At 73.5% G+C, this 21,653-nt stretch carries 21 protein-coding genes and 1 tRNA gene; 9 read left to right on the top strand and 13 right to left on the bottom strand.

Annotation, left to right across the window (positions count from 1 at the left end; all coding sequences use genetic code 11):
* Positions 1-25: 25 nt before the first annotated feature.
* Positions 26-1,150, bottom strand: a complete 1,125-nt coding sequence (gene rlmC, locus ACPCUX_RS15440) for a 23S rRNA (uracil(747)-C(5))-methyltransferase RlmC (RefSeq protein ID WP_034651278.1) — start codon at positions 1,148-1,150, stop codon at positions 26-28.
* A 236-nt stretch (positions 1,151-1,386) separates the two neighbouring features.
* On the opposite strand from rlmC, the gene ACPCUX_RS15435 reads away from it, so the two are divergent.
* Positions 1,387-3,033 (top strand): glucan endo-1,3-beta-glucosidase, encoded by a 1,647-nt coding sequence (locus tag ACPCUX_RS15435; RefSeq protein WP_423389111.1) that lies wholly within the window; start codon positions 1,387-1,389, stop codon positions 3,031-3,033.
* 106 nt (positions 3,034-3,139) lie between these two features.
* Here ACPCUX_RS15435 and ACPCUX_RS15430 read toward each other — a convergent pair whose 3' ends face one another.
* Both ACPCUX_RS15430 and ACPCUX_RS15425 read right to left on the bottom strand, forming a co-directional pair.
* Positions 3,140-3,427, bottom strand: a complete 288-nt coding sequence (locus tag ACPCUX_RS15430; RefSeq protein WP_114553136.1) for a DUF4287 domain-containing protein — start codon at positions 3,425-3,427, stop codon at positions 3,140-3,142.
* A 71-nt stretch (positions 3,428-3,498) separates the two neighbouring features.
* Positions 3,499-3,738 carry a three-helix bundle dimerization domain-containing protein gene (locus ACPCUX_RS15425; RefSeq protein ID WP_114553135.1) on the bottom strand — a complete coding sequence of 80 codons (240 nt, stop codon included), beginning with the start codon at positions 3,736-3,738 and terminating at the stop codon, positions 3,499-3,501.
* Positions 3,739-3,934: 196 nt separating this feature from the next.
* Here ACPCUX_RS15425 and ACPCUX_RS15420 point away from each other — a divergent pair, with 196 nt between their 5' ends.
* Both ACPCUX_RS15420 and ACPCUX_RS15415 read left to right on the top strand, forming a co-directional pair.
* Positions 3,935-4,396: an ATP-binding protein gene (locus tag ACPCUX_RS15420; protein ID WP_171467435.1), complete on the top strand. Its 462-nt coding sequence runs from the start codon at positions 3,935-3,937 to the stop codon at positions 4,394-4,396.
* Positions 4,397-4,492: 96 nt separating this feature from the next.
* Complete coding sequence (locus ACPCUX_RS15415) at positions 4,493-4,678, top strand: hypothetical protein (RefSeq protein WP_114553134.1); 186 nt, start codon at positions 4,493-4,495, stop codon at positions 4,676-4,678.
* Positions 4,679-4,708: 30 nt separating this feature from the next.
* Here ACPCUX_RS15415 and ACPCUX_RS15410 read toward each other — a convergent pair.
* Positions 4,709-4,781, bottom strand: a tRNA-Lys gene (locus ACPCUX_RS15410).
* A 462-nt stretch (positions 4,782-5,243) separates the two neighbouring features.
* Here ACPCUX_RS15410 and ACPCUX_RS15405 point away from each other — a divergent pair.
* Positions 5,244-5,525, top strand: a complete 282-nt coding sequence (locus tag ACPCUX_RS15405) for a HesB/IscA family protein (protein WP_061266560.1) — start codon at positions 5,244-5,246, stop codon at positions 5,523-5,525.
* A 166-nt stretch (positions 5,526-5,691) separates the two neighbouring features.
* Here ACPCUX_RS15405 and ACPCUX_RS15400 read toward each other — a convergent pair whose 3' ends face one another.
* Positions 5,692-6,408 carry a M50 family metallopeptidase gene (locus tag ACPCUX_RS15400; RefSeq protein ID WP_423389128.1) on the bottom strand — a complete coding sequence of 239 codons (717 nt, stop codon included), beginning with the start codon at positions 6,406-6,408 and terminating at the stop codon, positions 5,692-5,694.
* A 295-nt stretch (positions 6,409-6,703) separates the two neighbouring features.
* On the opposite strand from ACPCUX_RS15400, the gene ACPCUX_RS15395 reads away from it, so the two are divergent.
* Together ACPCUX_RS15395 and msrB are read left to right on the top strand one after the other, a co-directional pair.
* Positions 6,704-8,224, top strand: coding sequence for a DEAD/DEAH box helicase (locus ACPCUX_RS15395; RefSeq protein ID WP_137279713.1), 1,521 nt, complete (start codon positions 6,704-6,706; stop codon positions 8,222-8,224).
* 132 nt (positions 8,225-8,356) lie between these two features.
* Positions 8,357-8,785, top strand: a complete 429-nt coding sequence (gene msrB, locus ACPCUX_RS15390; RefSeq protein WP_034652513.1) for a peptide-methionine (R)-S-oxide reductase MsrB — start codon at positions 8,357-8,359, stop codon at positions 8,783-8,785.
* Here the strand turns inward: msrB and ACPCUX_RS15385 are convergent.
* From ACPCUX_RS15385 to ACPCUX_RS15365, 5 genes are all read right to left on the bottom strand, one after another.
* Positions 8,754-9,215, bottom strand: a complete 462-nt coding sequence (locus ACPCUX_RS15385) for a DUF2809 domain-containing protein (RefSeq protein ID WP_241769894.1) — start codon at positions 9,213-9,215, stop codon at positions 8,754-8,756. The genes msrB and ACPCUX_RS15385 overlap by 32 nt on opposite strands.
* A 19-nt stretch (positions 9,216-9,234) precedes the next feature.
* Positions 9,235-9,732, bottom strand: coding sequence for a MarR family winged helix-turn-helix transcriptional regulator (locus ACPCUX_RS15380; protein WP_034652516.1), 498 nt, complete (start codon positions 9,730-9,732; stop codon positions 9,235-9,237).
* 170 nt (positions 9,733-9,902) lie between these two features.
* Complete coding sequence (locus tag ACPCUX_RS15375; RefSeq protein ID WP_423389110.1) at positions 9,903-11,618, bottom strand: MDR family MFS transporter; 1,716 nt, start codon at positions 11,616-11,618, stop codon at positions 9,903-9,905.
* Positions 11,619-11,759: 141 nt separating this feature from the next.
* Complete coding sequence (locus tag ACPCUX_RS15370; RefSeq protein WP_051028182.1) at positions 11,760-12,260, bottom strand: MarR family winged helix-turn-helix transcriptional regulator; 501 nt, start codon at positions 12,258-12,260, stop codon at positions 11,760-11,762.
* A gap of 184 nt (positions 12,261-12,444) precedes the next feature.
* The gene (locus tag ACPCUX_RS15365; protein WP_423389109.1) at positions 12,445-13,899 is read right to left on the bottom strand and encodes a sugar porter family MFS transporter; all 1,455 of its coding nucleotides are present in this window, start codon (positions 13,897-13,899) and stop codon (positions 12,445-12,447) included.
* Positions 13,900-14,137: 238 nt separating this feature from the next.
* Here ACPCUX_RS15365 and ACPCUX_RS15360 point away from each other — a divergent pair, with 238 nt between their 5' ends.
* The 3 genes from ACPCUX_RS15360 (at position 14,138) to ACPCUX_RS15350 (ending at position 16,995) form a co-directional block, all read left to right on the top strand.
* Complete coding sequence (locus tag ACPCUX_RS15360) at positions 14,138-14,737, top strand: hypothetical protein (RefSeq protein ID WP_043655142.1); 600 nt, start codon at positions 14,138-14,140, stop codon at positions 14,735-14,737.
* Positions 14,738-15,367: 630 nt separating this feature from the next.
* On the top strand, positions 15,368-15,988 hold the full coding sequence (locus ACPCUX_RS15355; protein ID WP_021482999.1) for a DUF47 domain-containing protein: 621 nt from the start codon (positions 15,368-15,370) through the stop codon (positions 15,986-15,988).
* 5 nt (positions 15,989-15,993) lie between these two features.
* Positions 15,994-16,995, top strand: coding sequence for an inorganic phosphate transporter (locus ACPCUX_RS15350; RefSeq protein WP_021482998.1), 1,002 nt, complete (start codon positions 15,994-15,996; stop codon positions 16,993-16,995).
* 120 nt (positions 16,996-17,115) lie between these two features.
* Here ACPCUX_RS15350 and ACPCUX_RS15345 read toward each other — a convergent pair whose 3' ends face one another.
* The 3 genes from ACPCUX_RS15345 to mshD all read right to left on the bottom strand — a co-directional run bounded on the left by ACPCUX_RS15345 (position 17,116) and on the right by mshD (position 21,522).
* Entirely contained in the window at positions 17,116-18,153 is a 1,038-nt protein-coding gene (locus ACPCUX_RS15345) for an NUDIX hydrolase (protein ID WP_389299976.1), read from the bottom strand.
* Positions 18,154-18,156: 3 nt separating this feature from the next.
* Positions 18,157-20,421, bottom strand: coding sequence for an RNA degradosome polyphosphate kinase (locus ACPCUX_RS15340; protein ID WP_085386554.1), 2,265 nt, complete (start codon positions 20,419-20,421; stop codon positions 18,157-18,159).
* A 66-nt stretch (positions 20,422-20,487) separates the two neighbouring features.
* Positions 20,488-21,522, bottom strand: coding sequence for a mycothiol synthase (gene mshD, locus ACPCUX_RS15335; protein ID WP_423389108.1), 1,035 nt, complete (start codon positions 21,520-21,522; stop codon positions 20,488-20,490).
* Positions 21,523-21,653: the final 131 nt, after the last annotated feature.

Below are 21,653 nucleotides of genomic sequence, written 5' to 3'. Positions count from 1 at the left end.
CGGCGCTCGCGGACGCCGGGCGCGGTCAGGCGCGCTCGAGCAGGACCGCGACCTCGTAGTGCGACGTCTGCGGGAACATGTCGAGCACGCGCGCCTCCCGCGGTCGGAGCGACGGCATGAGGGCCAGGTCGCGGGCAAGCGTCGTCGCGTTGCAGCTCGAGTAGACGACGTGCCCGACGCCGGACCGCTCCAGCCAGGTGCTGAGCGACTCCCCGATGCCGCGCCGCGGCGGGTTCACGACGACGAGGTCAGGCACGTCCTGCCGTGAGAGGGCGAACGCGGTCGCGTCCTCGGCGAGGAAGGTCGTGCGGTCGAGCCCGGCGTCGCGCGCGGTGAGCCGTGCGCTCGCGACGGCCTCGGCGCTCGTCTCGACGCCGACGACGTCGCGACCGGGCCCCGCGACGTGCAGCGCGAACCCGCCCACGCCGCAGTAGAGGTCCCAGACCGTGGCGGGTGCGGCGTCGTCCACCCAGGCCCGGCCCTGGCGGTAGAGGGCCGCGGCGACGTCGGTGTTGGTCTGGAAGAAGCTCTGCGGGCGCAGGTGGAGGTCGATCCCGTTGACGTGCATGCGCAGCGTCTCGGCCTCGGTGAGCACGATCTCGGTCTCGCCCTCGACGACGGCCTTGTGCTCGGGGTGCAGGTTCACGGACACGACGCGCAGCGACGGGAGAGCGTCGAGGAGGGCCGGCAGGTGCTTGCGGACCCGTGGCACGGACTCGGTGGAACGCAGGACGAACCGCGCCATGAGGTCGCCGTCGGGGGAGAGGGTGACGAGGACGTACTTGAGCTCGCCACGCCGGGTGCGGACGTCGTAGGGGACGAGCCGCGCGCGCGTGACGAACGCCGCGAGCGCGGGGAACGACGCCTGGAGCGCGGGCGGGTAGAGCGGGCAGTCGGTGAGGTCGACGCCGCCGCCCTCCGCGAGGATCCCGAGCACCGGGGCGTCGGTGGTGCCGGTGACGACCATCTTCGCCTTGTTGCGGAAGCCGGACTCGGCGGACTCGACCGTGGGCAGCCAGGTGAGGTCCGGCGCGAGCGGGGTGAGGAGCTCGGCGCAGTGCTCCTGCTTGCCGGTGACCTGCGCGGGGTACGCGAGGTCGAGGAGGGTGCACGACCGGCACCGGCCGGCGTCGTAGTGGTGGCACTGCACTCGTTCGAGTCTACGGGCGACCGGCTGCCTCCCGGGGCCGCGCACGGAGGGAGGGCCGCGGCGTCGATCCATGGCCCCCAGCACGCCGCACCGAACTCCGGGGAGCGCTCCCTGGCGTCGCGGGCCGCTGTCCGTTACGGTCGTGGCAGCGCTTCCACACCTCCTGTGGCAACGCTGTCGCCGGAACGGTCCGGCGACCGGTTTCGACGGAGCAACCGAACAGGAGCAGATCCCGTATGCCTCACGACAGGAAGAACAGCAGCAGACGAGCGTGGGCCGCGCTGTGCGCCGCGGTCCTCGCGGTGAGCGGGGCGCTGGTCGGCGTGGCGGCGCCCGCGAGCGCAGTCCCCGCGACCATCCCGCTGACGATCACCAACGACTCGGGCAGGGGGCCGATCTACCTGTACGTCCTCGGCGAGCGCGACGGCGTCGCCGGCTGGGCGGACGCGGGCGGCACGTTCCACCCGTGGCCCGGCGGGGTCGGGCCCGTGCCCGTCCCGGCACCCGACGCGTCCATCGCGGGCCCCGGCCCCGGCCAGTCCGTGACGATCCGGCTCCCGAAGCTGTCCGGGCGCGTCTACTACTCGTACGGCCAGAAGATGACGTTCCAGATCGTGCTCGACGGGCGGCTCGTCCAGCCCGCCGTCCAGAACGACTCCGACCCCAACCGGAACATCCTCTTCAACTGGACCGAGTACACGCTCAACGACGGCGGCCTGTGGATCAACAGCACGCAGGTGGACCACTGGTCCGCGCCGTACCAGGTGGGCGTCCAGCGCGCCGACGGGCAGGTCCTCAGCACGGGCATGCTCAAGCCGAACGGCTACGAGGCGTTCTACACGGCCCTCGAGAGCGCGGGGTGGGGCGGGCTCGTGCAGCGCGCGCCCGACGGGAGCCGCCTGCGCGCGCTCAACCCGTCGCACGGGATCGACGTCGGGAAGATCTCGTCGGCCTCGATCGACTCCTACGTCACCGAGGTGTGGAACTCGTACCGCACGCGCGACATGGTCGTCACGCCGTTCTCCCACGAGCCCGGCACGCGGTTCCGCGGCCGGGTCGACGGCGACTGGTTCCGCTTCAGGAACGGGTCCGGGCAGGAGGTCGCCGCCTTCAAGAAGCCCGACGCGTCGAGCGTGTACGGGTGCCACAAGGACCTCCAGGCGCCCAACGACCACGTCGTCGGGCCGATCGCCCGCACCCTGTGCGCCGCGCTCGTCCGCACCACGGCACTGACCAACCCGAACCAGCCGGACGCGAGCAGCGCCGGCTTCTACCAGGACGCCCGCACCAACGTCTACGCGAAGCTCGCGCACCAGCAGATGGCGAACGGCAAGGCGTACGCGTTCGCGTTCGACGACGTCGGCGCGCACGAGTCGCTCGTCCACGACGGCAACCCCCAGGCGGCGTACATCAAGCTCGACCCGTTCACCGGCACGGCGACACCCATCGGGAACGGCGGCAGCACCGAGCAGCCGGGCACCCCCGGCGGTCTGCCCACCGGGACGGGTGCGCTCCGCATCGGGAGCACGTTGTGCCTCGACGTCCCGTGGGCCGACCCGACCGACACCAACCAGGTCCAGCTCGCCACCTGCAGCGGCAACGCGGCGCAGCAGTGGACGCGCGGCACCGACGGGACGGTGCGCGCCCTCGGCAAGTGCCTCGACGTCGCGCGCAGCGGGACGGCCGACGGCACCGCCGTGTGGATCTACACGTGCAACGGCACGGGCGCGCAGAAGTGGACGTACGACTCTGCGACCAAGGCGCTGCGCAACCCGCAGTCCGGCAAGTGCCTCGACGCCCAGGGCGGCGCACCCCTGCGCGACGGCCAGAAGGTCCAGCTCTGGACCTGCAACCAGACCGACGCCCAGCGCTGGACGCTCTGACCGCGCCCGTCGCCTGAGCCGCCCCGCGCCCCGGTGCCCGACGACGCCCGCTCCCGGGACGTCGTCGGGCACCGGCGTGCGGGCCGGGGGACGGCCGTGCCGGGTGTCAGGCCGGCCGGGTCGCCTTGCCGTCGAGCCACAGCGTGTCGGAGTCGTCGCGGTGCGAGCCGACCGACCCCACGTGCTTCGACGAGATCTGCGGGCCCTTCGTGATGACGTGGACCATCGCCATGCCGTGCCCGCGGCCCAGGCCGTAGTCGTCCCGGAGCCACTCGAGGATCGGGGTCGCCTTCGTCGTCTCGTCGAACCCGCGCTCGTGCGCGAGGTCGACCAGCTGGCGCGGGGTCAGACCGGTCTTGTCCTCGACCGCGTCGAGATAGGCCTGGAAGGACATGCGAGCTCCTCGTCGTCGGGGCAGGTCGATCGACCCGCCGCGAACGTACCGACGGCCGCCCACACCCGGACTCATCGGTCGCGGTGCACGCTCCCGCGGGGCGGCCGGTGCGCCCGCTCGCCCGAGCGCAGCACGTCCATCACCGCGTTCTCCACCAGCACCGGCACGAAGTCGCGCACGTGCGCGGCCTGGTACCGGCCCAGCTCCGCGAGCACCTGCTCGCGGACGTCGTCCACCGGCACGTCCGGGAATCGCGTGCTGACCCGCTCCACCACGACGTCGATCTCGCGGTCCTCGTCCTCGATCGCCATGGTCCGACGGTCCGGCCGCACCCGTCCCGCGCGCAACCAACGGGGGATGAACGCACGGCGTCGGGCCGCTGACCAGTCCGGTCCCGGTGGCCGGGCCGGCGGGCTCCCGGTGAGCCGGGCGGGACGGGGTGCGGGCCGGGGGTTCGCGTGTCAGGGTGGCCGCTCCGCTCCTTCAAGCCGCTGGAGGTACCCCCGCGTGGACGACCAGAGCCTGATCGACGTCCCCCTCGACGACGCCGACCTCATCACGTCGATGCCGCCCGAGGAGTACCAGCTCGTGGAGGAGTGGGTGCTCTCCACGACGGAGGAGCTCTCCGCGCTGCGCGCCGGCCTCGTGGCGACGCTCGAGAGCCAGGGCGTCCCGTCGACCGGTCGGCTCTCGTCCACGCCGGACAAGCTCGTCCTCATCGCCTCGGAGCTCGCGACCAACGCGCTGCGCCACGGCCTGCCCCCGACGATCGTGCGCCTCGCCCGCAGCGGCGACCGTTTCCTCCTCGAGGTCGCCGACCACGACGTGTCCACCGAGCCCGTCTACGCCGGACGCCGCATCCCCGGCGCAGGCGGCGTCGGCCTGCACATGGCCCGCCAGCTCTCGCTCGACGTCGGCTGGTACCGGACTGACGACGTCAAGACCGTCTGGGCGACGTTCACGGCCTGAGCGTCTGCTGACCCGACCCGACCCTGCGCGCGGGCGCTGACCGGTGCCGACGGGGGTGTGGCCGTCCGCCGAGCCGCGTCGTGAGAGAGTGCGCGCGTGCTCGTCGACGTCTTGCTGCTGCTCGCCCTGGTCACGGGGCTGCTGGCCGCAGTGCTCCTGCGCTCGGCCTACGTGGTGACGCAGGACCCGCGGCTGCGTCGTTCGCTCGCCGGCTGGGGCTGGCCCCTCGCCCTGGCGGCCGTGGCCCTCGGGCTCGTCGTCGCTGCGCTCGACGGCGCCTGACGGGTGCCGGGGCGTCCGCGGGTCAGGAGGTGGGCCCCGTGGGGTTCGAACCCACAACCTACGGATTAAAAGTCCGCAGCTCTGCCGATTGAGCTAGAGGCCCCGGACGCCGGTGGCGTCCACGCACAGGCTACCCGCGCCCCGCCGTCGGCAGTCCCGACCGAGTTCGGCAGTCCCGACCGAGTTAGGCAGTCCCGACCGAGTTCGGCAGTCCCGACGCAGATCGGCACGTGCGACTGCCGAACGCGGCAGAACGTGCCGAACGCGGCAGTACGTGCCGAACGCGGCAGTACGTGCCGACCCCGGTAGCGGGTGCCGATCTCAGACCGCGACCCCCGGCGGGCGCGCACCCTATGCGGCGCTCCACGACGTGTCACCCGCGGTCTTGCTCCGTGAGAAATTTGGTGAGAACCGGGCGTTTCGCTTGCGACGGTCGGCGGTTCTTGTTTCGGTGGAGAAGACCGAGGAGCCCGCGGGAGGGTGCACCGACGGCAGGTCACGCCGGCCAGGCGTGGGCCGCACGGACGTGTCCCGCAGGTTCCGCCCGGCGACGAGAGGAGCTCTCGTGCTTACCCTGACCGACAACGCCCGTTCCGCTGTCCACGACCTGCAGACCCAGGCCGGCGTCCCCGAGGGAGGCGGTCTGCGGATCGCCGAGTCGGCGGACCAGGCGGGCAGCTTCGAGCTCGCGCTCGTCCCCGCCCCGCAGCCCGACGACACGGTCGTGGAGAACGGCGAGGCGAAGGTGTTCGTGGAGTCCGCCACGGCCCCGACCCTCGCGAACCTCACGCTCGACACGGACCCGAACGCGCAGGGACCGGCGTTCGTCCTGACGCCGCAGGGCTGACGGGACGTTCCCGGCGCTCGCGCCGGACCATCTCGACGACGCGTCCTCCTCCTCCAGGCGCGTCCTCGGTCCCACGACGGGCCGCTCGCTCCGGCGGGCGGCCCGTCGTCGTGTCTCGACCGGCCTGCGAGGCCCGCTCGACCGGGGTGCGACCGGTACGCGAGGGTCAGGCGGCGGGCCCGACGATCCACGACCCGCCGAGCACGGCGGCGCCGACCGTCACGACGAGGAACACCCCGACCCAGAAAAGGCCGGGCAGGCGGGTGAGGCGCGCGAGGATGTCGGCGTCGGAGGTGCTCGCCCGGCCGCGCGACCGCTCGGACTGCAGCTCCAGCACCGGCCGCACGGCGCCCAGCAGCAGGAACCACGTCACGGCGTAGGCGACGGCGCTCTGCACGGGCGGCGTCGCCCACCACGACACCCCGACGAGCGCGGCGCCGGTGACCAGCACGGACCAGAGCCCGAACCAGTTGCGGATCTGCAGCAGCATGAGGGCGAGCAGCACGACGAGCAGCCACAGCAGCCCGACGGCGTACCCCTGGCGGAGCAGCGCGGCCGCCCCCAGGCCGATGAGGCCGGGGCCGACATATCCCATGAACGCGGTCAGGACCATGCCGAACCCGCGGGGGCGCCCGGACGAGACGGTGAGCCCCGACGTGTCGGAGTGCAGGCGGATGCCCGCGAGCCTGCGGCCCGTCAGCAGGGCCGCGATCGCGTGCGACGCCTCGTGCGCGATGGTCACGACGTGCCGGGCCACGCGCCACACGGGCGTGACGAGCACGACGACGAGCGCGAGGGCGCCCATCGCGACGACCACGGCGGCCGCCGGGGGAGGGACGGGCGTCGTCGCGGCCTGCCACACCTGCCCGACGACGTCCCCCACGGACGCGGCGACGTCACTGCCCGCGGTGGAGGCGTCGGCGGGCGCTCCCGCGACCCCGCCGCGGGGGAGGGCGGGCAGGACGGTGAGGGCGTTCGCCAGGGCGTGCACGCGCGACATTCCACCACAGGGCCCTGTGCCCGAGGGTGCCGAGACGCACCTCACCCGGCCGCCCGTCGTCGGGCATGAGACACTGGACGTTCGAGGGCAGCGCGATCCCGCGCGCCCGGCGTCGTGGAGATCCCCCCGGATTGCGTGCGGCGGACCCCGACCTTGAGCCCCGAGAGGCCCATCACCTGTGACTTCCTTTGCCGACTTCGGCCTGCCCACCCCTGTCGTGCGCGAGCTCTCGCGCCAGGGCATCGACTCCCCGTTCCCCATCCAGACCGCCACGCTGCCCGACTCGCTGAAGGGCCGTGACGTCCTCGGCCGCGGCCGCACCGGCTCCGGCAAGACGCTCGCGTTCTCGCTGCCCACCGTCGCCCGCCTGTCGTGGGCGAAGTCGTCGCGCCACCCGCGCCGGCCCCGTGCGCTCGTGCTGTGCCCGACGCGCGAGCTCGCCAACCAGATCAACGCCACGATGGAGCCGGTCGCCAAGGCGCTCGGGCTCGTGACGACGACGATCTTCGGCGGCGTCGCGCAGTCGCGCCAGGTCGCCGCGCTCGACAAGGGCGCCGACATCGTCATCGCGTGCCCGGGCCGCCTGGAGGACCTCCTCAACCAGCGCCTGCTCACGCTCGACGGCATCGAGATCACCGTGCTCGACGAGGCCGACCACATGGCCGACCTCGGGTTCCTGCCCGGCGTGAAGCGCATCATGGACAAGACGCCGAAGCAGGGGCAGCGCATGCTGTTCTCCGCGACGCTGGACAACGGCGTCGACCAGCTGGTCAAGCGCTACCTCAGCAACCCGGTGCGCCACTCGGTGGACGACGCCGCGGCCGCGCCCCCGCAGATGACGCACCACATCCTCGCGGTGCGCGACGCGGACGCGAAGAAGCAGATCGTGCACGAGCTCGCCTCGGGCACGGGCCGTCGCGTGCTGTTCATGCGCACCAAGCACCAGGCGAAGAAGCTCGCGAAGCAGCTCACCGCGGCGGGCGTGCCCGCCGTCGACCTGCACGGCAACCTCGGCCAGGGCGCGCGCGAGCGCAACCTCGAGGCGTTCTCGTCGGGCGCGGTCAAGGTGCTCGTCGCCACGGACATCGCGGCGCGCGGCATCCACGTCGACGACGTGGAGCTCGTCGTGCACGTCGACCCGCCGGCGGAGCACAAGGCGTACCTGCACCGCTCGGGCCGTACCGCCCGCGCCGGGTCGGAGGGCGTCGTCGTCACCGTCATGCTCCCGGAGCAGCGCGGCGACGTGCGCGACCTCACGCGCAAGGCGAAGATCACCGCGCAGCCGCAGCCCGTCGCCCCGGGCGACGCGACGATCAAGGGGCTCGTCGGCGAGGTCGCGGAGTACGTGCGCCCGTCCGACATCACGCCGCCGCAGACGCAGGCGAAGCGCGGCACGGGCTCGTCCAACGGCGGGTCGCGCGCGTCGCGCCGTGGCCGTGGCGGCCAGGGCGGCGCACGCCCGGCCGCGCAGCCCGCGGGCCAGGGCACGACGGCGTCGCGCGGCCAGGGCGGTCAGCGCCCCGTGCAGCGCGCGACGGGCGCGGGTCGCCCCGAGGGCGCCCGGGACGGCCGCGGCACCTCGGGCGCCGGGAACGGCGCAGCAGGCCAGGGCGGCGGCCGCCGCCGTGGCGGCCGCGGCCGTGCGCAGCGCCCCGCCGGCGGGTCGAGCACCGTCTACTCGACCTCCAGCCCGCGCTGACGCCCCCCACGCTGAGTGCAGGAAAGAGTCGCGGTCGAACCGGTTCGGCCGCGGCTTTTTCTGCGCTCAGCGGGTGAGGCGGGGCGGGAACACGGGAGCGGTCGGCGTGGTTGGGACCGTCGGAGGTGGATCATGACCAGCCAGACCCACGAGAACCAGCCCTACGAGGTCGTGAAGACCGACGACGAGTGGCGCGCCGAGCTGTCCCCGCAGGAGTACGCCGTGCTGCGGCAGGCCGGGACCGAGCGCGCGTGGACGGGCGAGCTGCTCGACGAGAAGCGCGTCGGCGTCTACGCGTGTCGCGCGTGCGGGAACGAGCTCTTCCGCTCCGACACGAAGTTCGACTCGCACTGCGGGTGGCCGAGCTTCTTCAGCCCGCTCGCGGGCGACCGCGTCGAGCTGCTCACCGACCGCAGCCACGGCATGGTGCGCACCGAGGTGCGCTGCGCGCGCTGCGGCTCGCACCTGGGCCACGTGTTCGACGACGCGCCCCAGACCCCGACGGGCGACCGGTTCTGCATGAACTCGGTCAGCCTGACGTTCGAGGCCGGCGCGGAGTAGCCGACCGGGCGCCGACGCCCGCGTCGACCACGCACGCGAGCGCCACGCCCACCAGATAGCAGACCAGGTCCCGCACCGCGAACGTGCTGCCCAGCAGCCACGCCGCGGGCGGGACCGCGTCGTTCACGGCGGCGGCGACGCCCGTCGCCTGGAGCGCCTCGACCGCCCAGCACCACCCCAGCGCGACGGCGCCCGCCACGAGCGGGCGCACGCGCGGCGCCACGAGGACCACGAGGACGAAGGTCGCGACGGCGTAGAGCACGTCGCCGCCGACGTCGCCCCACGGGTCGGGGACACGCGTCGCGACGACGAGTCCCGCCACCACGACGAGCGCGAGGACGAGCGCGACGACGGGCCGCCGTCGGACCCGGGCCACCCCGCGGCCGCGCGGGGCGTCGTGGGGCGGGCGGGCGCCGTCGGGCACGGTCATGCCGCGCCGGGGGCCAGGGTCACCGGTTGGCGGCCCAGCGCACGACGTCCTCGGAGTACCGGTGCAGGAGCGTCGCGAGCGTCGCGACGTCGCGCTGGTCCCAGCCCTCCAGCGCCTCGGTGATCGACGTGACCCGCCCGCTGTGCGCCGCGTGGAGCCGCGCCTCGCCGTCGGGCGTCAGGGTGATGAGCTGCCCGCGCGAGTCGTCGGGGTCGACCTCGCGCGCGACGAGGCCGAGGTCGTGCAGGCGGCTGAGCTGGCGGGAGATCGTCGCGCGCCCCACGCCGAACTGCGCCGCGAGCTCCGAGCCGCGGACGCCGGGGTGGTCGGCGATGTGGGCGAGCAGCGGGTAGGCGCTCGCCTCCAGGTCGGGATGGATCCGGCGGGCCATGCCCGTGGCGACCGCGCCGGCGCGGCGCAGCAGGATCCGCAGCTCGCGTTCGAGGTCGACGTACGCGTCGTCGTCGACGTGCGCGGTGTCGGGAGCGGGGCGGGCCGGAGCGGTCTCGGGGGGCACAGGGCCATCATGGCGCGAAGGGCACGGCCCGGTCACCTTCCTCCCCGGAACCTCACCCGCACGGGGCGACGGGAGCTCCCCGCGCACGACCGAGGGGGTGGTCCCGGACGGTCCGGGACCACCCCCTCGGGGTGTGTCGGCGGTGCCCCCGTGCGGCGGGGACGCCGACGTCAGCGCGACCGGCGCGCGGTCGCCTCGTCGTCGACCACGCCCGCGGGCTCGTAGGCGCCGAGCAGCGTGGACTCCGTCTCCTCCGCGAGGGTCACGCGACCGGGGGTCGCGTCGACGGGGGCGTCCGCGCCGAGCAGGGCCGCCTCCTTCTCGAGGCGCTCCTGGAGGCCGGTCTTGGTGCCGAGCGGCACCTCCTTGAGGAACGACACGGCGATGAGCGCGACGAGCGCGAGCGGCACCGCGACGAGGAAGATCTCGGCGATCCCGTCGCCGTAGGACTTCTCGACGAGGTCCTTGATCGGCGCGGGCAGGGTCGAGACGTCGGGCACGGCGTTGCCGCCGCCCATCGAGCCGGCCGGCACGCCGAGCTGGGTGAGGCCGTCCTGGATCGACGTCGTGACCTTGTTCGCGAGCACCGCGCCGAGCACGGACACGCCGATCGCGCCGCCGAGGCTGCGGAAGAACGCGACGGTCGAGGTCCCGGCGCCCATCTCCTCCACGGCGAGCGTGTTCTGCACGGCGAGCACGAGGTTCTGCATGAGCATGCCCATGCTCACGCCGAGGAAGAACAGGTAGACGCTGATCAGCGTGAAGCTCGTGTGGTAGTCGATCGTCGACAGCGCGAAGAGCGACGCGACGAGGATCGCACCACCGGTGACCATGAAGGCCTTGTAGCGGCCGTAGCGCGTGATGAGCTGGCCGAAGAGGGTCGACGCGACGAACGTGCCGACGATCATCGGGATCGTGAGGAGGCCGGACTCGGTCGGCGTCTTGCCCCGCGCGACCTGCATGTACTGGCTGAGGAACACGGCGGTCCCGAACATCGCGACGCCGACCGCGACGGACGCGACGACCGCGAGGACGAACGTGCGGTTCTTGAACAGGTGCAGCGGGATGAGCGGCTCGGGCGTGACGCGCTCGACGAGCACGGCACCGACGAGCGCGACGACCGCGCCGCCGACCATCGCGAAGGTCTGCCACGAGAGCCACTCGAAGTTCTGCCCGGCGAACGTCACCCACAGCAGGAGCGAGGACACGCCGGCGCTGATGAGGATCGCGCCCCAGTAGTCGATCCGGACGACGCGGCGCGCGACCTTCGGCAGGTGCAGCGTGCGCTGGAGGACGACGATCGCGGCGATGGCGAACGGCAGGCCGACGAAGAAGTTGAGGCGCCAGCTCACGGCGTCGGTGAGCACGCCGCCGAGGAGGGGCCCGCCGATCTGGCTGACGGCCATGATGCCGCCCATGAGGCCCATGAACTTGCCGCGCTCGCGCGGCGAGATGATGTCGGTGATGAGCACCGTGGCGAGCGCCATGAGGCCACCGGCGCCGATGCCCTGGAACGCGCGCAGCGCGATGAGGGTGCCGACGTTCTGCGAGAGCCCCGCGAGCGCGGAGGACACGACCGCGACGACGAGCGCGATCTGGATGAGGACCTTGCGGTTGGTGAGGTCGGCGAGCTTGCCCCAGATGGGGGTCGAGATCGTCATGGCGAGGAGGGTCGAGGTGACGACCCACGTGTACGACGACTGCGAGCCGTCGAGGTCGCTGACGATCTTCGGGAGGGAGCTCGAGACGATCGAGCTCGCGAGGATCGCGACGAACATGCCGAGGAGGATCCCGGAGAGGGACTCCATGACCTCGCGGCGGGTCATCGGTGCGGAGGCTCCGGCGCTGCCGGGCGGTGCGGTGCGTTCTGCGGGGGTGCTGGTCATCAGGCGCTGGGTTCCTTGCTCACGAGGCCGGGGCGGGGCGCACGTGTCGGGGGGCGGTGTCAGGTGGTCGGGGGCCGGTCCGCGGTGCGGCCGGTGGTCGGGGCGCGGGCCCGACGGCGCAGGGCCGCCGGACGTCGTCGGTCACCCGGCGGCGCGGGGGGAGTCGTGGACCGCGACGACCGCCGCGGCGACGCGCTCGATGTGGCGCGTGGCCTCGACGATCTCCTCGTCGCCCCAGTCCGCGAACGTCGTCGCGGCGAGGACGTCGATGTGCTCGTACGCCCGCACCAGGAGCGCGCGGCCCGCCTCGGTGAGCTCGACGGTCCGGGCCCGCCGGTCGTCGTCGTCCACCGTGCGGCGCACGAGGCCCGCGTCGACCAGGTGGCTCACCTGGCGGCTCGCGACGGAGAGGTCGACCCGGAGCTTCGCCGCGACGTCCCCGAGCTGGACGGGGCCGCAGTGCTGGAGCATCCGGAGCAGGCCGAACGACGCCCGCGGCATGTCGAGGTCGCGGGCGATCCGGACGGCGGACTCCCGCTGGGCGCGCGCCAGGTCGTCGAGCGCGCGGACGAGTCCCGCCGCGGGGGACGGGTCGGGGGTGAGTCCGGGGTGCGCGACGTCGGTCGCGGGAAGGGCGGTCACAGGCACAGGCACTCCTTGGTTGCTGCAGGCAAGCATACTCCGCGAAGTTGCTTTCAGCAACCATTGTGTGGGGCAAGGAATTCCCGGCAGGCAGAGCTGGTGGCGGGAACGACGGAGCCCGGGCCCTTCCCTCGTCCTGGCGGCGAGGGGAGGGCCGGGCTCGGTGACGACCCAGAGGTGGCCGTCAGTGCGCGGAGCGGCCCGAGGGCTGCTCGCCCATGTCCTCCAGCTCGACGCCCTTCGTCTCGGGGACCTTCGCGAGGACGAAGACGAAGGACAGCGCCGCGAAGACGGCGAACGCGGTGTACGGGACGGAGGCGCCGAACGTGTCGAGGGCGGGCTTGAAGGCGATCGTGACGGTGAAGTTGGCGAGCCACTGAGCCATCGCCGCGACGCCGAGCGCGGCGGCACGGATGCGGTTCGGGAACATCTCGCCGAGCAGGACCCAGACCAGCGGCCCCCAGGAGGCGCCGAAGAACACGACGAAGGCGTTCGCCGCGACCAGGGCGATCGGCCCCCAGGGGTCGGGCAGCGAGATGTTGTCGCCGCTCCCGCTCGACTGGGTGAACGCGAACGCCATCACGGCGAGCGAGACGGTCATGCCCGCGGAGCCGACGAGGAGGATCGGCCGTCGGCCCACCCTGTCGACCAGGACGATGGCGACGAACGTCACCGCCACGTTGGTCACGGCGGTGATCGTGGAGAACAGGAACGACTGGCTCTCGTCGAAGCCGACGGTCTGCCACAACGTCGTGGAGTAGTAGAAGATCGCGTTGATGCCGACGAACTGCTGGAACACCGAGAGCAGGATGCCGACCCACACGATCGGCTTGAGGCCGAACGTCGACCCCCGGAGCGTGCCCTCCTGCGCGTTCTTCTCGTCGACGACGATCGAGCGGTGGATCTGCGCGATGCGGTCGTCGACGTCCTCCTCCGGCCCGAGCACCGACTCGAGCACGGCGCGCGCCTCGTCGTCCCGGCCCTTCGCCACCAGGTACCGGGGCGACTCGGGGATGCGCAGGGCGAGGATGCCGTAGACCGCCGCGGGGACGACGCAGACGAGGAACATCCAGCGCCACGCCTCCCACCCGAGCCACAGCTCGTTGGACGCGCCGCCCGCGGTCTCCGCGAGGAGCTGGTCGGAGAGCAGCGCGGCGAAGATGCCGATCGTGATGGCGAGCTGCTGCAGCGAGCCCATGCGGCCGCGCAGCCGGGCCGGCGCGATCTCCGCGATGTACGCGGGCGCGATGACCGACGCGATACCGATGCCGACGCCCGCCATGAACCGCCAGATGGCCAGGTCGAAGGCTGACCACGCGATCGCCGAGAGGATCGAGGAGACGAAGAACAGGACGGCGCCGAACACCATGACGCGCGTGCGGCCCCACCGGTCGGCGAGGCGGCCGCCCGACCACGCGCCGAGCGCGCAGCCGAGCAGGGCGATCGCGACGACGAGCCCCGTCACCGCGGAGTCGAGGTCGAACTGTCCCTCGATCGCCGCGACGGCGCCGTTGATGACCGAGCTGTCGAACCCGAAGAGGAAGCCGCCGACCGCGGCGGCGACGGCGAGACCGATCGCCTTCCGATGGGCGCTCCGCTCGCTCACGGTCCTCTGACCTGCTGCGCCGCTGCTCGACATCTCGCCCTCCGCTCCGTTCCGGAGCCGGTGGCAGCTCCTGTCGTCCCTCTGTCGTCACTGTAGGGCGGGGTCCCGACCGTGGCGCGGTGAACGAGGTGGGGCCCCGAGCGGCGCCCGGAGGCTGCGGGCGTCCCGGCGCCGGGTGGAGACTGGGCGGGTGCCAGACGACGTCCCCACCCCCGGAGCCCGGCCCGACCCCGGTCGGTCCGACCGCACGCAGCGCCCGCGGCGCCCCGCCATGCTCGACCCGCGCGACGCCGACGAGCTGCCCGGAGAGCTCGACCCCGCGCTCCGCGACCGGGTCGCGCACACCACCGCGCACGCCATCGTCCACCGCGCCCGCGACACCGAGGACCCGGAGGTCGTCGAGCGGCTCGTCCACCTCGTCGAGACCGAGGGCCTCGACGTCGTGGCCGGCCTGTGGTCCGACGCCGCGCCCAACTCGCTGCCGGGGGCGCTCTGGCGGCTCTACGTGCTGCGCGAGTGGGTGCGCCGGGACCCGCAGACCGTCACCCTCCGCTACCGGCTCGGCGTCGACGCGGCGCCCGTCCACGAGGCCATCGCGGGCGTGCCCCGGCCGCCAGGCCCGCAGGACGTGCGCGACCTCGCCGACGCGGTGCTGTCGGGCGTCTTCACCGGCGACCTCGCCGTCGCGCTCGAGCGCGCGGGCTCGTTCTGCCGCATCCTCGCCACCGGCGCCGCGTTCGACGCCGACGCGCGCGAGGTCGCCGACCCCGACGGCGCCCTGCGCACGACCCGGGGCGCGGGCTCGCTGCTGCGGACCGCCCAGGAGCTCGAGCACGCCGCCGAGCTCTGGCGCGCCGACCGCCTCGACTGAGCGCGCGCTCCTCCCCGCTGCGGAGCCCCGGTCGTCGCCGAGCAGGCGGACCTGGCGCGTCCGTGCGACCTGACGCGCCCGGACCGCCTGCTCGACCGACCGGAGCCACCTGGTCGGGCCCGTCGGGACCCCGCGGGCGCGAGGGTGCGGGATCGGCGGCGCGCCCGCACGGCGGGCGGGGGCGGTCTCGCGGAGCGCGAACACGGGTACCCCGAGCGGGGTGCGGCACGTACGATGGATCTCGACGCCGGGCCGCGGTAGCCCCGGGCTCCACACTCAGCCGCTACGAGCGGCCACGCGCCGAGAGGCGCTCCCGGTCCGGCGTCACTACTTCCCCCTCGCGCCCACCGCGCGCCGCCTCTCGTGCGGTGCGCGGGCGCGGTGGCCGCACCGGCGACGAGGCCGGGCGCAGGCTGTGGGTGTCCTGAGCATCCGGGACCTTGGGCCCGACGATTCCAGCATCGCTCCGCGCGTCGGCTACATTTGACGAGAGTTCGACGTGCGTTCACCGAGAGATCATCCGACCAGAGATCGTGACCACCCCGGCCGTCCGGTCCCCCCGGCGGTCGAGCGGCCCCCGCGGCCGACGCCAGCTCAGACCCCTACCCCGCGTCCCTTCCGGAGCCCCCCGTGCGCCTGCGCCTGACACCGCGCGACACCTCGTTCTTCGACCTCCTCGCCGCCTCGGCGCAGCACCTGGTCACAGGGTCCACGCTCCTCGCGGAGCTGCTGGGGGCGGACCGCCCCACGCGCAAGCAGCTCGCGAAGCAGCTGAGCGAGACCGAGCACCTCGCGGACGACGCGACGCACTCGATCATGCGACGCCTCAACCAGACGTTCGTCACGCCGTTCGACCGGGACGACATCTACGCCCTCGCGTCGGCGCTCGACGACTGCATGGACTACATGGAGGAGGCGGCCGACCTCATCGTCCTCTACAAGGTCGACGAGCTCCCGGCCCGCGTGTCCGAGCAGGTCCAGGTGCTCCAGCGGGCGTCGGAGCTCACGGCCGAGGCGATGCCGCGGCTGCGCTCGATGGACGACCTCCCCGAGTACTGGGTCGAGGTCAACCGCCTGGAGAACCAGGCGGACAAGGTCCACCGCAAGCTGCTCGCCGAGCTCTTCGACGACGTGTCCGACCCGGTCCTCCTCATGAAGCTCAAGGAGATCGTGGAGGTCCTCGAGCAGGCGGCCGATGCCTTCGAGAAGGTCGCCAACACGGTCGAGACCATCGCCCTCAAGGAGTCCTGAGCCCCGTGGAGGCAGTGCTCGTCGTCGTCGTCGTGGCCTTCGCCCTGGCGTTCGACTACACCAACGGGTTCCACGACGCCGCGAACGCCATCGCGACCTCGGTGTCGACCCGGGCCCTCACACCGCGCGCGGCGCTCCTCATGGCGGCGGTGTTCAACCTCATCGGCGCGCTGCTCGGCACGGCCGTGGCGCAGACCATCGCGGAGGACATCGTCGCCGTCGGCGACGTGCCACCCCACCAGGGTCTCGTCATCGTCCTGTGCGGGCTGGTCGGCGCGATCACGTGGAACCTCATCACGTGGTGGCTGGGCCTGCCGTCGTCGTCGACGCACGCGATCATCGGCGGCCTCGCGGGCGTCGGCCTCGCGTCCGGGATCACGGTGCACTGGGACGCGATCCTCGACAAGGTCGTGCTCCCCATGATCTTCTCGCCGCTGATCGGCTTCGGCCTCGCGTTCGCGCTCATGGTCCTGCTGCTGTGGGTGTTCCGGAACGCGGCGCCCGCCCGGGCGTTCCGCCGGTTCCGGATCGCGCAGACGGCCTCCGCCGCCGCGATGGCGCTGGGCCACGGTCTGCAGGACGCGCAGAAGACGATGGGCGTCATCGTGCTCGCCCTCGTGGCGGGCGGGTTCCAGGACGACAACACGATCCCGCTGTGGGTCAAGCTGTCGGCCGCGACGGCGATCTCGCTCGGCACCTACGCGGGCGGCTGGCGCATCATGCGCACGCTCGGCCGCAAGATCATCGAGCTCGACCCGGCGCGCGGCTTCGTCGCCGAGTCGGTGTCCGCCGTCGTGCTCTACGCCAACGCGTTCATCTTCCACGCGCCCGTCTCGACGACCCACACCATCACCTCGGCGATCATGGGCGTCGGCGCGACCAAGCGCCTGTCCGCGGTGCGCTGGGGCGTCGCCAAGAACATCGGCGCCGCGTGGGTCCTGACGATCCCTGCCGCCGCGCTCGTCGCGGCCGTCGTCTACTGGATCCTCAGCCCCATCCTGCTCTGACCCGCACCGGCGACGCCGGTCCCCTCGCACGACGACGGCGCCCCGTCGGAGGCCTCGCGGCCGCCGGCGGGGCGTCGTCGTGCGTCCGGACGTCGCGGCGCGGGGACGCCGGTGCGGGTCTCAGTGCAGCGGCGGGGCGACCTTCTCCGCCGCGACGACGCGTGGGCCCTTCGGTGTGCGCGCCACGTGGGCCACGATCATCTCGCCGGGCTCGAGGAACGGGTCGTGCGCGGGCAGGGCGTTCGCGACCGGGCGCCGCGAGTGCTGGCCGAGGACGTCGAGCACCGTGGGCAGTACGGGCCGGTGCGTGCACAGCACCGACGACCGCTCCGCCTCGAGCAGCTCCCGGACCGTCCGCGCGACGCGCGCGGGGGACCGCTCGTGCTGCGCCTCGGTGAGGTGGTCGATGCTGACCGGGGCGAGCCCCGAGGCGGTCGCGTAGGGCGCGATCGTCTGGGCGCAGCGGTCCCACCGGCTCGTGACGATCGTCTCGACGCCGTAGGCCGCGAGCACCGGCACGAGCGCGACCCCTTGGGCGTGGCCCGCGGGCGTGAGCGGGCGGTCCTGCTCGTCGCCGTGCCACGCCGACCGCGCCACGGCCTTGCCGTGGCGCGCGATGACGACGACGTGCGTCGCAAGCCGGCCCTCGTCGCGCTCGCGCACGAGCGCCTCGAGCGGCGCCCGGTCGGCCTGCCGCGTGAGGCGCCGCGCGGCGTCGTCCGCGGAGAGCCACGCGGCGCGGTCGATCTCCTGGGGCGACACCGGCGGGACGGGGGCGCGCGCGGCGAGCGCGCCGGCGTCGGACCGGCTCGACGCCCTGCGGGCGGCCCAGTAGTGCACGCGCTTCACACGGCCCTCGGGCGTGAGGTACTGCAGCCCCGGGAGCGGGACGCCCAGCACGACCGGCTTGCCCGTCTCCTCGGCGACCTCGCGCGCCGCGGCCGCCTGGAACGTCTCGCCCGGGTCGAGCTTGCCCTTGGGCCACGACCAGTCGTCGTAGCGCGGCCGGTGGACGAGGCGCACCTGCAGCTCGTCGTCGCGCACGCGCCACACGAGGGCACCGGCCGACTCGATGACGGGCGCGTGCGACACGTGCGTCGGGCCGAGCGTGTCCACGAGCGGCACGCCGCCGCGGAGCGCGGAGGACGGCACTCCCATCCGCTACCGCCTCCCGACGAGCCGGCGGCGCTGTCGCTGGACGAGGCTGGCCTGGAGGTCGACGAGCGGCGAGCCGTCGGGCGCGGTGTCGGGGCGGTGCCACGTGCCGTCGGCGTCGAGGTGCCACGACGCGGTGCGCTCGGACATCGACGCGTCGAGCAGGTCGAGCAGCTCCATCACCTGGTCGGGGTCGGTGATGCGCACGAGCGCCTCGACGCGGCGGTCGAGGTTGCGGTGCATGAGGTCGGCCGACCCGATGAACACCTCCGGGCCGCTCTCCGGCCCCTCACCGATGGCGGGGCCGGCGGAGTTGGCGAACGCGTAGATGCGCGAGTGCTCGAGGAAGCGCCCGAGGATCGAGCGCACGCGGATGTTCTCGCTCAGCCCGGGCACGCCCGGGCGGACGGCGCAGATGCCGCGCACCACGAGGTCGACCTTCACGCCCGCCTGCGACGCGCGGTAGAGCGCGTCCAGCGTCGTCTCGTCGACGACGGAGTTGACCTTGATCTTGACCCACGCCTCGTGGCCCTCGCGCGCGGCGACCGCCTCGCGGTCGATCCGCTCGACGAGGCCGGAGCGTACGGTGCGGGGTGCGACGAGCAGGCGGTGGAACCGCGACTGCGGCGCGTACCCGGAGAGCTGGTTGAACAGGCGCGTGAGGTCCTGCCCGACGTCGGGGTCGCACGTGAGCAGGCCGTGGTCGGTGTAGAGGCGCGCCGTCTTCGGGTGGTAGTTCCCGGTGCCGACGTGGCAGTAGCGGCGCAGGCCGTCCGACTCCTGGCGCACGACGAGCGAGAGCTTGCAGTGCGTCTTGAGCCCGACGATCCCGTACACGACGTGCACGCCCGCCTGCTCGAGCTTGCGTGCCCACGAGATGTTGGCCTGCTCGTCGAACCGGGCCTTGATCTCGACGAGCGCGAGCACCTGCTTGCCCGCCTCGGCCGCGTCGATGAGCGCGTCGACGATCGGCGAGTCGCCCGACGTCCGGTACAGCGTCTGCTTGATCGCGAGCACCGCCGGGTCGGCCGCCGCCTGCTCGAGGAACGTCTGCACCGACGTCGAGAACGAGTCGTACGGGTGGTGCAGCAGGACGTCGCGTTCGCGGATCGCGGCGAACACGTCCGTCGGGGACGAGCTCTCCACCTCGGCGAGGAGGCGGTGCGTCGTCGGGACGAACGGCGGGAAGTGCAGGTCGGCGCGGTCGAGGTCGGCGATGAGGTTGAGGCCCGTGAGGTCGAGCGGCAGCGGGATCTCGTACACCTCCTCCTCGACGACACCGAGCTCGCGCACGAGCAGCGCGCGGATGCGCGGGCTGATGCCCGGCGTGAGCTCGAGGCGCACGGGCGGGCCGAACCGGCGGCGCAGCAGCTCCTTCTCCATCGCCTGGAGCAGGTTCTCCGCGTCGTCCTCCTCGACCTCGACGTCCTCGTTGCGCGTGACGCGGAACAGGTGGTGCTCGCGCACCTCCATGCCGGGGAAGAGGTGGTCGAGGTGCTGCGCGATGACCTCCTCGATCGGCACGAACGACGTCGGCCCGCGGTCGGGCGACGCCGTCTGCGACGTCGGCGCGCTCGGGCGGCCGCGCGCGTCCACGGCGATGAACCGGGGCAGCAGCGGCGGCACCTTGACGCGCGCGAAGTGCTCCTTGCCGGTCGTCGGGTTCGCCACCACGACCGCGAGGTTGAGCGAGAGCCCCGAGATGTACGGGAACGGGTGCGCCGGGTCGACGGCGAGCGGCGTGAGCACGGGGAAGATCTGCTTGCGGAAGAACTTGTGCAGGCGCTCCTGCTCGCGCGTCTCCAGCTCGTCCCAGTGGACGAGCGTGATGCCCTCGGCGGCGAGCGCCGGCTGGACGTCGTCGGCGAAGACCCGCGCGTGGCGGTCCATGAGCTCGTGCGCGCGCTCGCTGATCGCGTCGAGCACCTGGCGCGGCGACAGCCCGGAGGCGGCCGTGACCGCGATGCCCGTCGCCATGCGGCGCTTGAGGCCGGCGACCCGGACCATGAAGAACTCGTCCAGGTTCGACGCGAAGATCGCGAGGAACCGCACGCGCTCCAGGAGCGGCTGGCTCGGGTCCTCCGCGAGCTCGAGCACGCGCTGGTTGAACGCGAGCCAGCTGAGCTCGCGGTCGGCGAACCGGTCGTCGGGCAGCGGACCGAGGTCGAGCTCCGCACCGACCGGTTCGATCTCGGGCTCCTCGGCGATGTGCTCCGCGATGTGCGCGGCGAGGTCCGGGTCGAGGGTGCGCTGCGTGGACGTGTCGGTCATGGGTTCATGGTGGCACCAGTTGATGAACGGTGCGTGACGCGGGTCACCGCGCGGTCGGCGCGGCGGTCAGCGGGCGGGCCGGGCGTACTGCACGTGCACGGCGCGCCGCACGAATCCCGCCCGCTCGTAGGTCCGCACCGCCGGGACGTTGTCGCCGTCCACGTAGAGCACCGCCGTGCGTGCCCCGCGCTCCGCGAGGTGCGCGAGCCCGACGGCGGTCAGCAGCCGCCCGAGCCCCTCGCCCTGGGCGGACGGGACCACGCCGACGACGTAGATCTCGCCCTCGCGCGCGGCGTCCGGCTGGTCCGTCGGGATCTTGGTCCAGACGAACCCGACGAGCTCGGGCGCACCGTCGCCGGGCGCCGGGTCGCGCTCGAGGAGCAGGAGACCGGCGGCGTCGAACCAGTCCTCGCGCATCCGCGCGCGCAGGTCGTCGACCGTGAGCCGCCCCTGCTCCGGGTGGTGCGCGAACGCGAGCGCGTTCGCCCGGACCCAGGCCGCGTCGTCGTCCCCGGGCACGAACGCGCGCAGCCGCAGACCCGCCGGGACGGCGGGGCGCGGGTGCTCCGCCGGGCCGCCCAGCGGGCGCTCGAGCACGAGCAGCTCCCGCACGACGCCGTACCCCGCCCGCGCGGCGAGGGCCTGCGCCGCGGGCAGGTCGCCGTGGGCCCACACGCGCAGCGGCGGGACGTCCCTGCCGGGGGAGGGCGCGCCGTCCGTGCCGGCCCCGACCGGGCCGTGCTCGTCCGTGGCGCGCTCGTCCGCGGTGCGCTCGGACGGGCGCGGCTCGACGGCGCGGTCCGCGGCGCTGCCCAGGAGGTGGAACCCGAGGCCGTGGCGGCGGTGCGCCGGGCGCACGACGAGCTCCGCGCTCGGCGCGTCCCCGCGCTTGTCCACCTGGGCGTAGCCCGCGAGCTCGCCCCCGCGCCACGTGAGGAGGTGCACGACGTCGTCGGTCGCCTCGCGCAGGTTGAGCAGCGGCTGCTCCGAGAGGGGAGCCACGCCGTCCTCCCGCTCCGCCGCCGCGGCGAGGTCGTGGACCTGCGCGATCTCGACGTCGTCGATGAGCGGCCCGGTGTGCCAGAGGATCGCGGTCTCCACCGGTCCATCTTGCCCCCGGTGCCCGCGCACGACCGAACGCGCGCCACCCGCGCCCGCGGGACGCCGTCGTCGTCGCGGGAAGGTTCGGGCCGGGGTGACGGTTGTCACGTCCGTGAGCGAGCGGCCGTGAG

The organism is Cellulosimicrobium sp. AB352, assembly GCF_049538415.1.
Classification (GTDB): domain Bacteria; phylum Actinomycetota; class Actinomycetes; order Actinomycetales; family Cellulomonadaceae; genus Cellulosimicrobium; species Cellulosimicrobium funkei.
The sequence above is the reverse complement of the archived record's forward strand: the minus strand, read 5'-3'. Positions and strand labels throughout refer to the sequence as shown.

Bases quoted from the DNA above. Each gene is read 5' to 3' on its own strand.
- ACPCUX_RS15435 (WP_423389111.1), top strand. From the start codon at position 1,387: ATGCCTCACGACAGGAAGAACAGCAGCAGACGAGCGTGGGCCGCGCTG.
- ACPCUX_RS15430 (WP_114553136.1), bottom strand. From the start codon at position 3,427: ATGTCCTTCCAGGCCTATCTCGACGCGGTCGAGGACAAGACCGGTCTG.
- ACPCUX_RS15425 (WP_114553135.1), bottom strand. From the start codon at position 3,738: ATGGCGATCGAGGACGAGGACCGCGAGATCGACGTCGTGGTGGAGCGG.
- msrB (WP_034652513.1), top strand. From the start codon at position 8,357: ATGACCAGCCAGACCCACGAGAACCAGCCCTACGAGGTCGTGAAGACC.
- ACPCUX_RS15385 (WP_241769894.1), bottom strand. From the start codon at position 9,215: ATGACCGTGCCCGACGGCGCCCGCCCGCCCCACGACGCCCCGCGCGGC.
- ACPCUX_RS15375 (WP_423389110.1), bottom strand. From the start codon at position 11,618: ATGACCAGCACCCCCGCAGAACGCACCGCACCGCCCGGCAGCGCCGGA.
- ACPCUX_RS15365 (WP_423389109.1), bottom strand. From the start codon at position 13,899: ATGTCGAGCAGCGGCGCAGCAGGTCAGAGGACCGTGAGCGAGCGGAGC.
- ACPCUX_RS15360 (WP_043655142.1), top strand. From the start codon at position 14,138: ATGCTCGACCCGCGCGACGCCGACGAGCTGCCCGGAGAGCTCGACCCC.
- ACPCUX_RS15345 (WP_389299976.1), bottom strand. From the start codon at position 18,153: ATGGGAGTGCCGTCCTCCGCGCTCCGCGGCGGCGTGCCGCTCGTGGAC.
- ACPCUX_RS15340 (WP_085386554.1), bottom strand. From the start codon at position 20,421: ATGACCGACACGTCCACGCAGCGCACCCTCGACCCGGACCTCGCCGCG.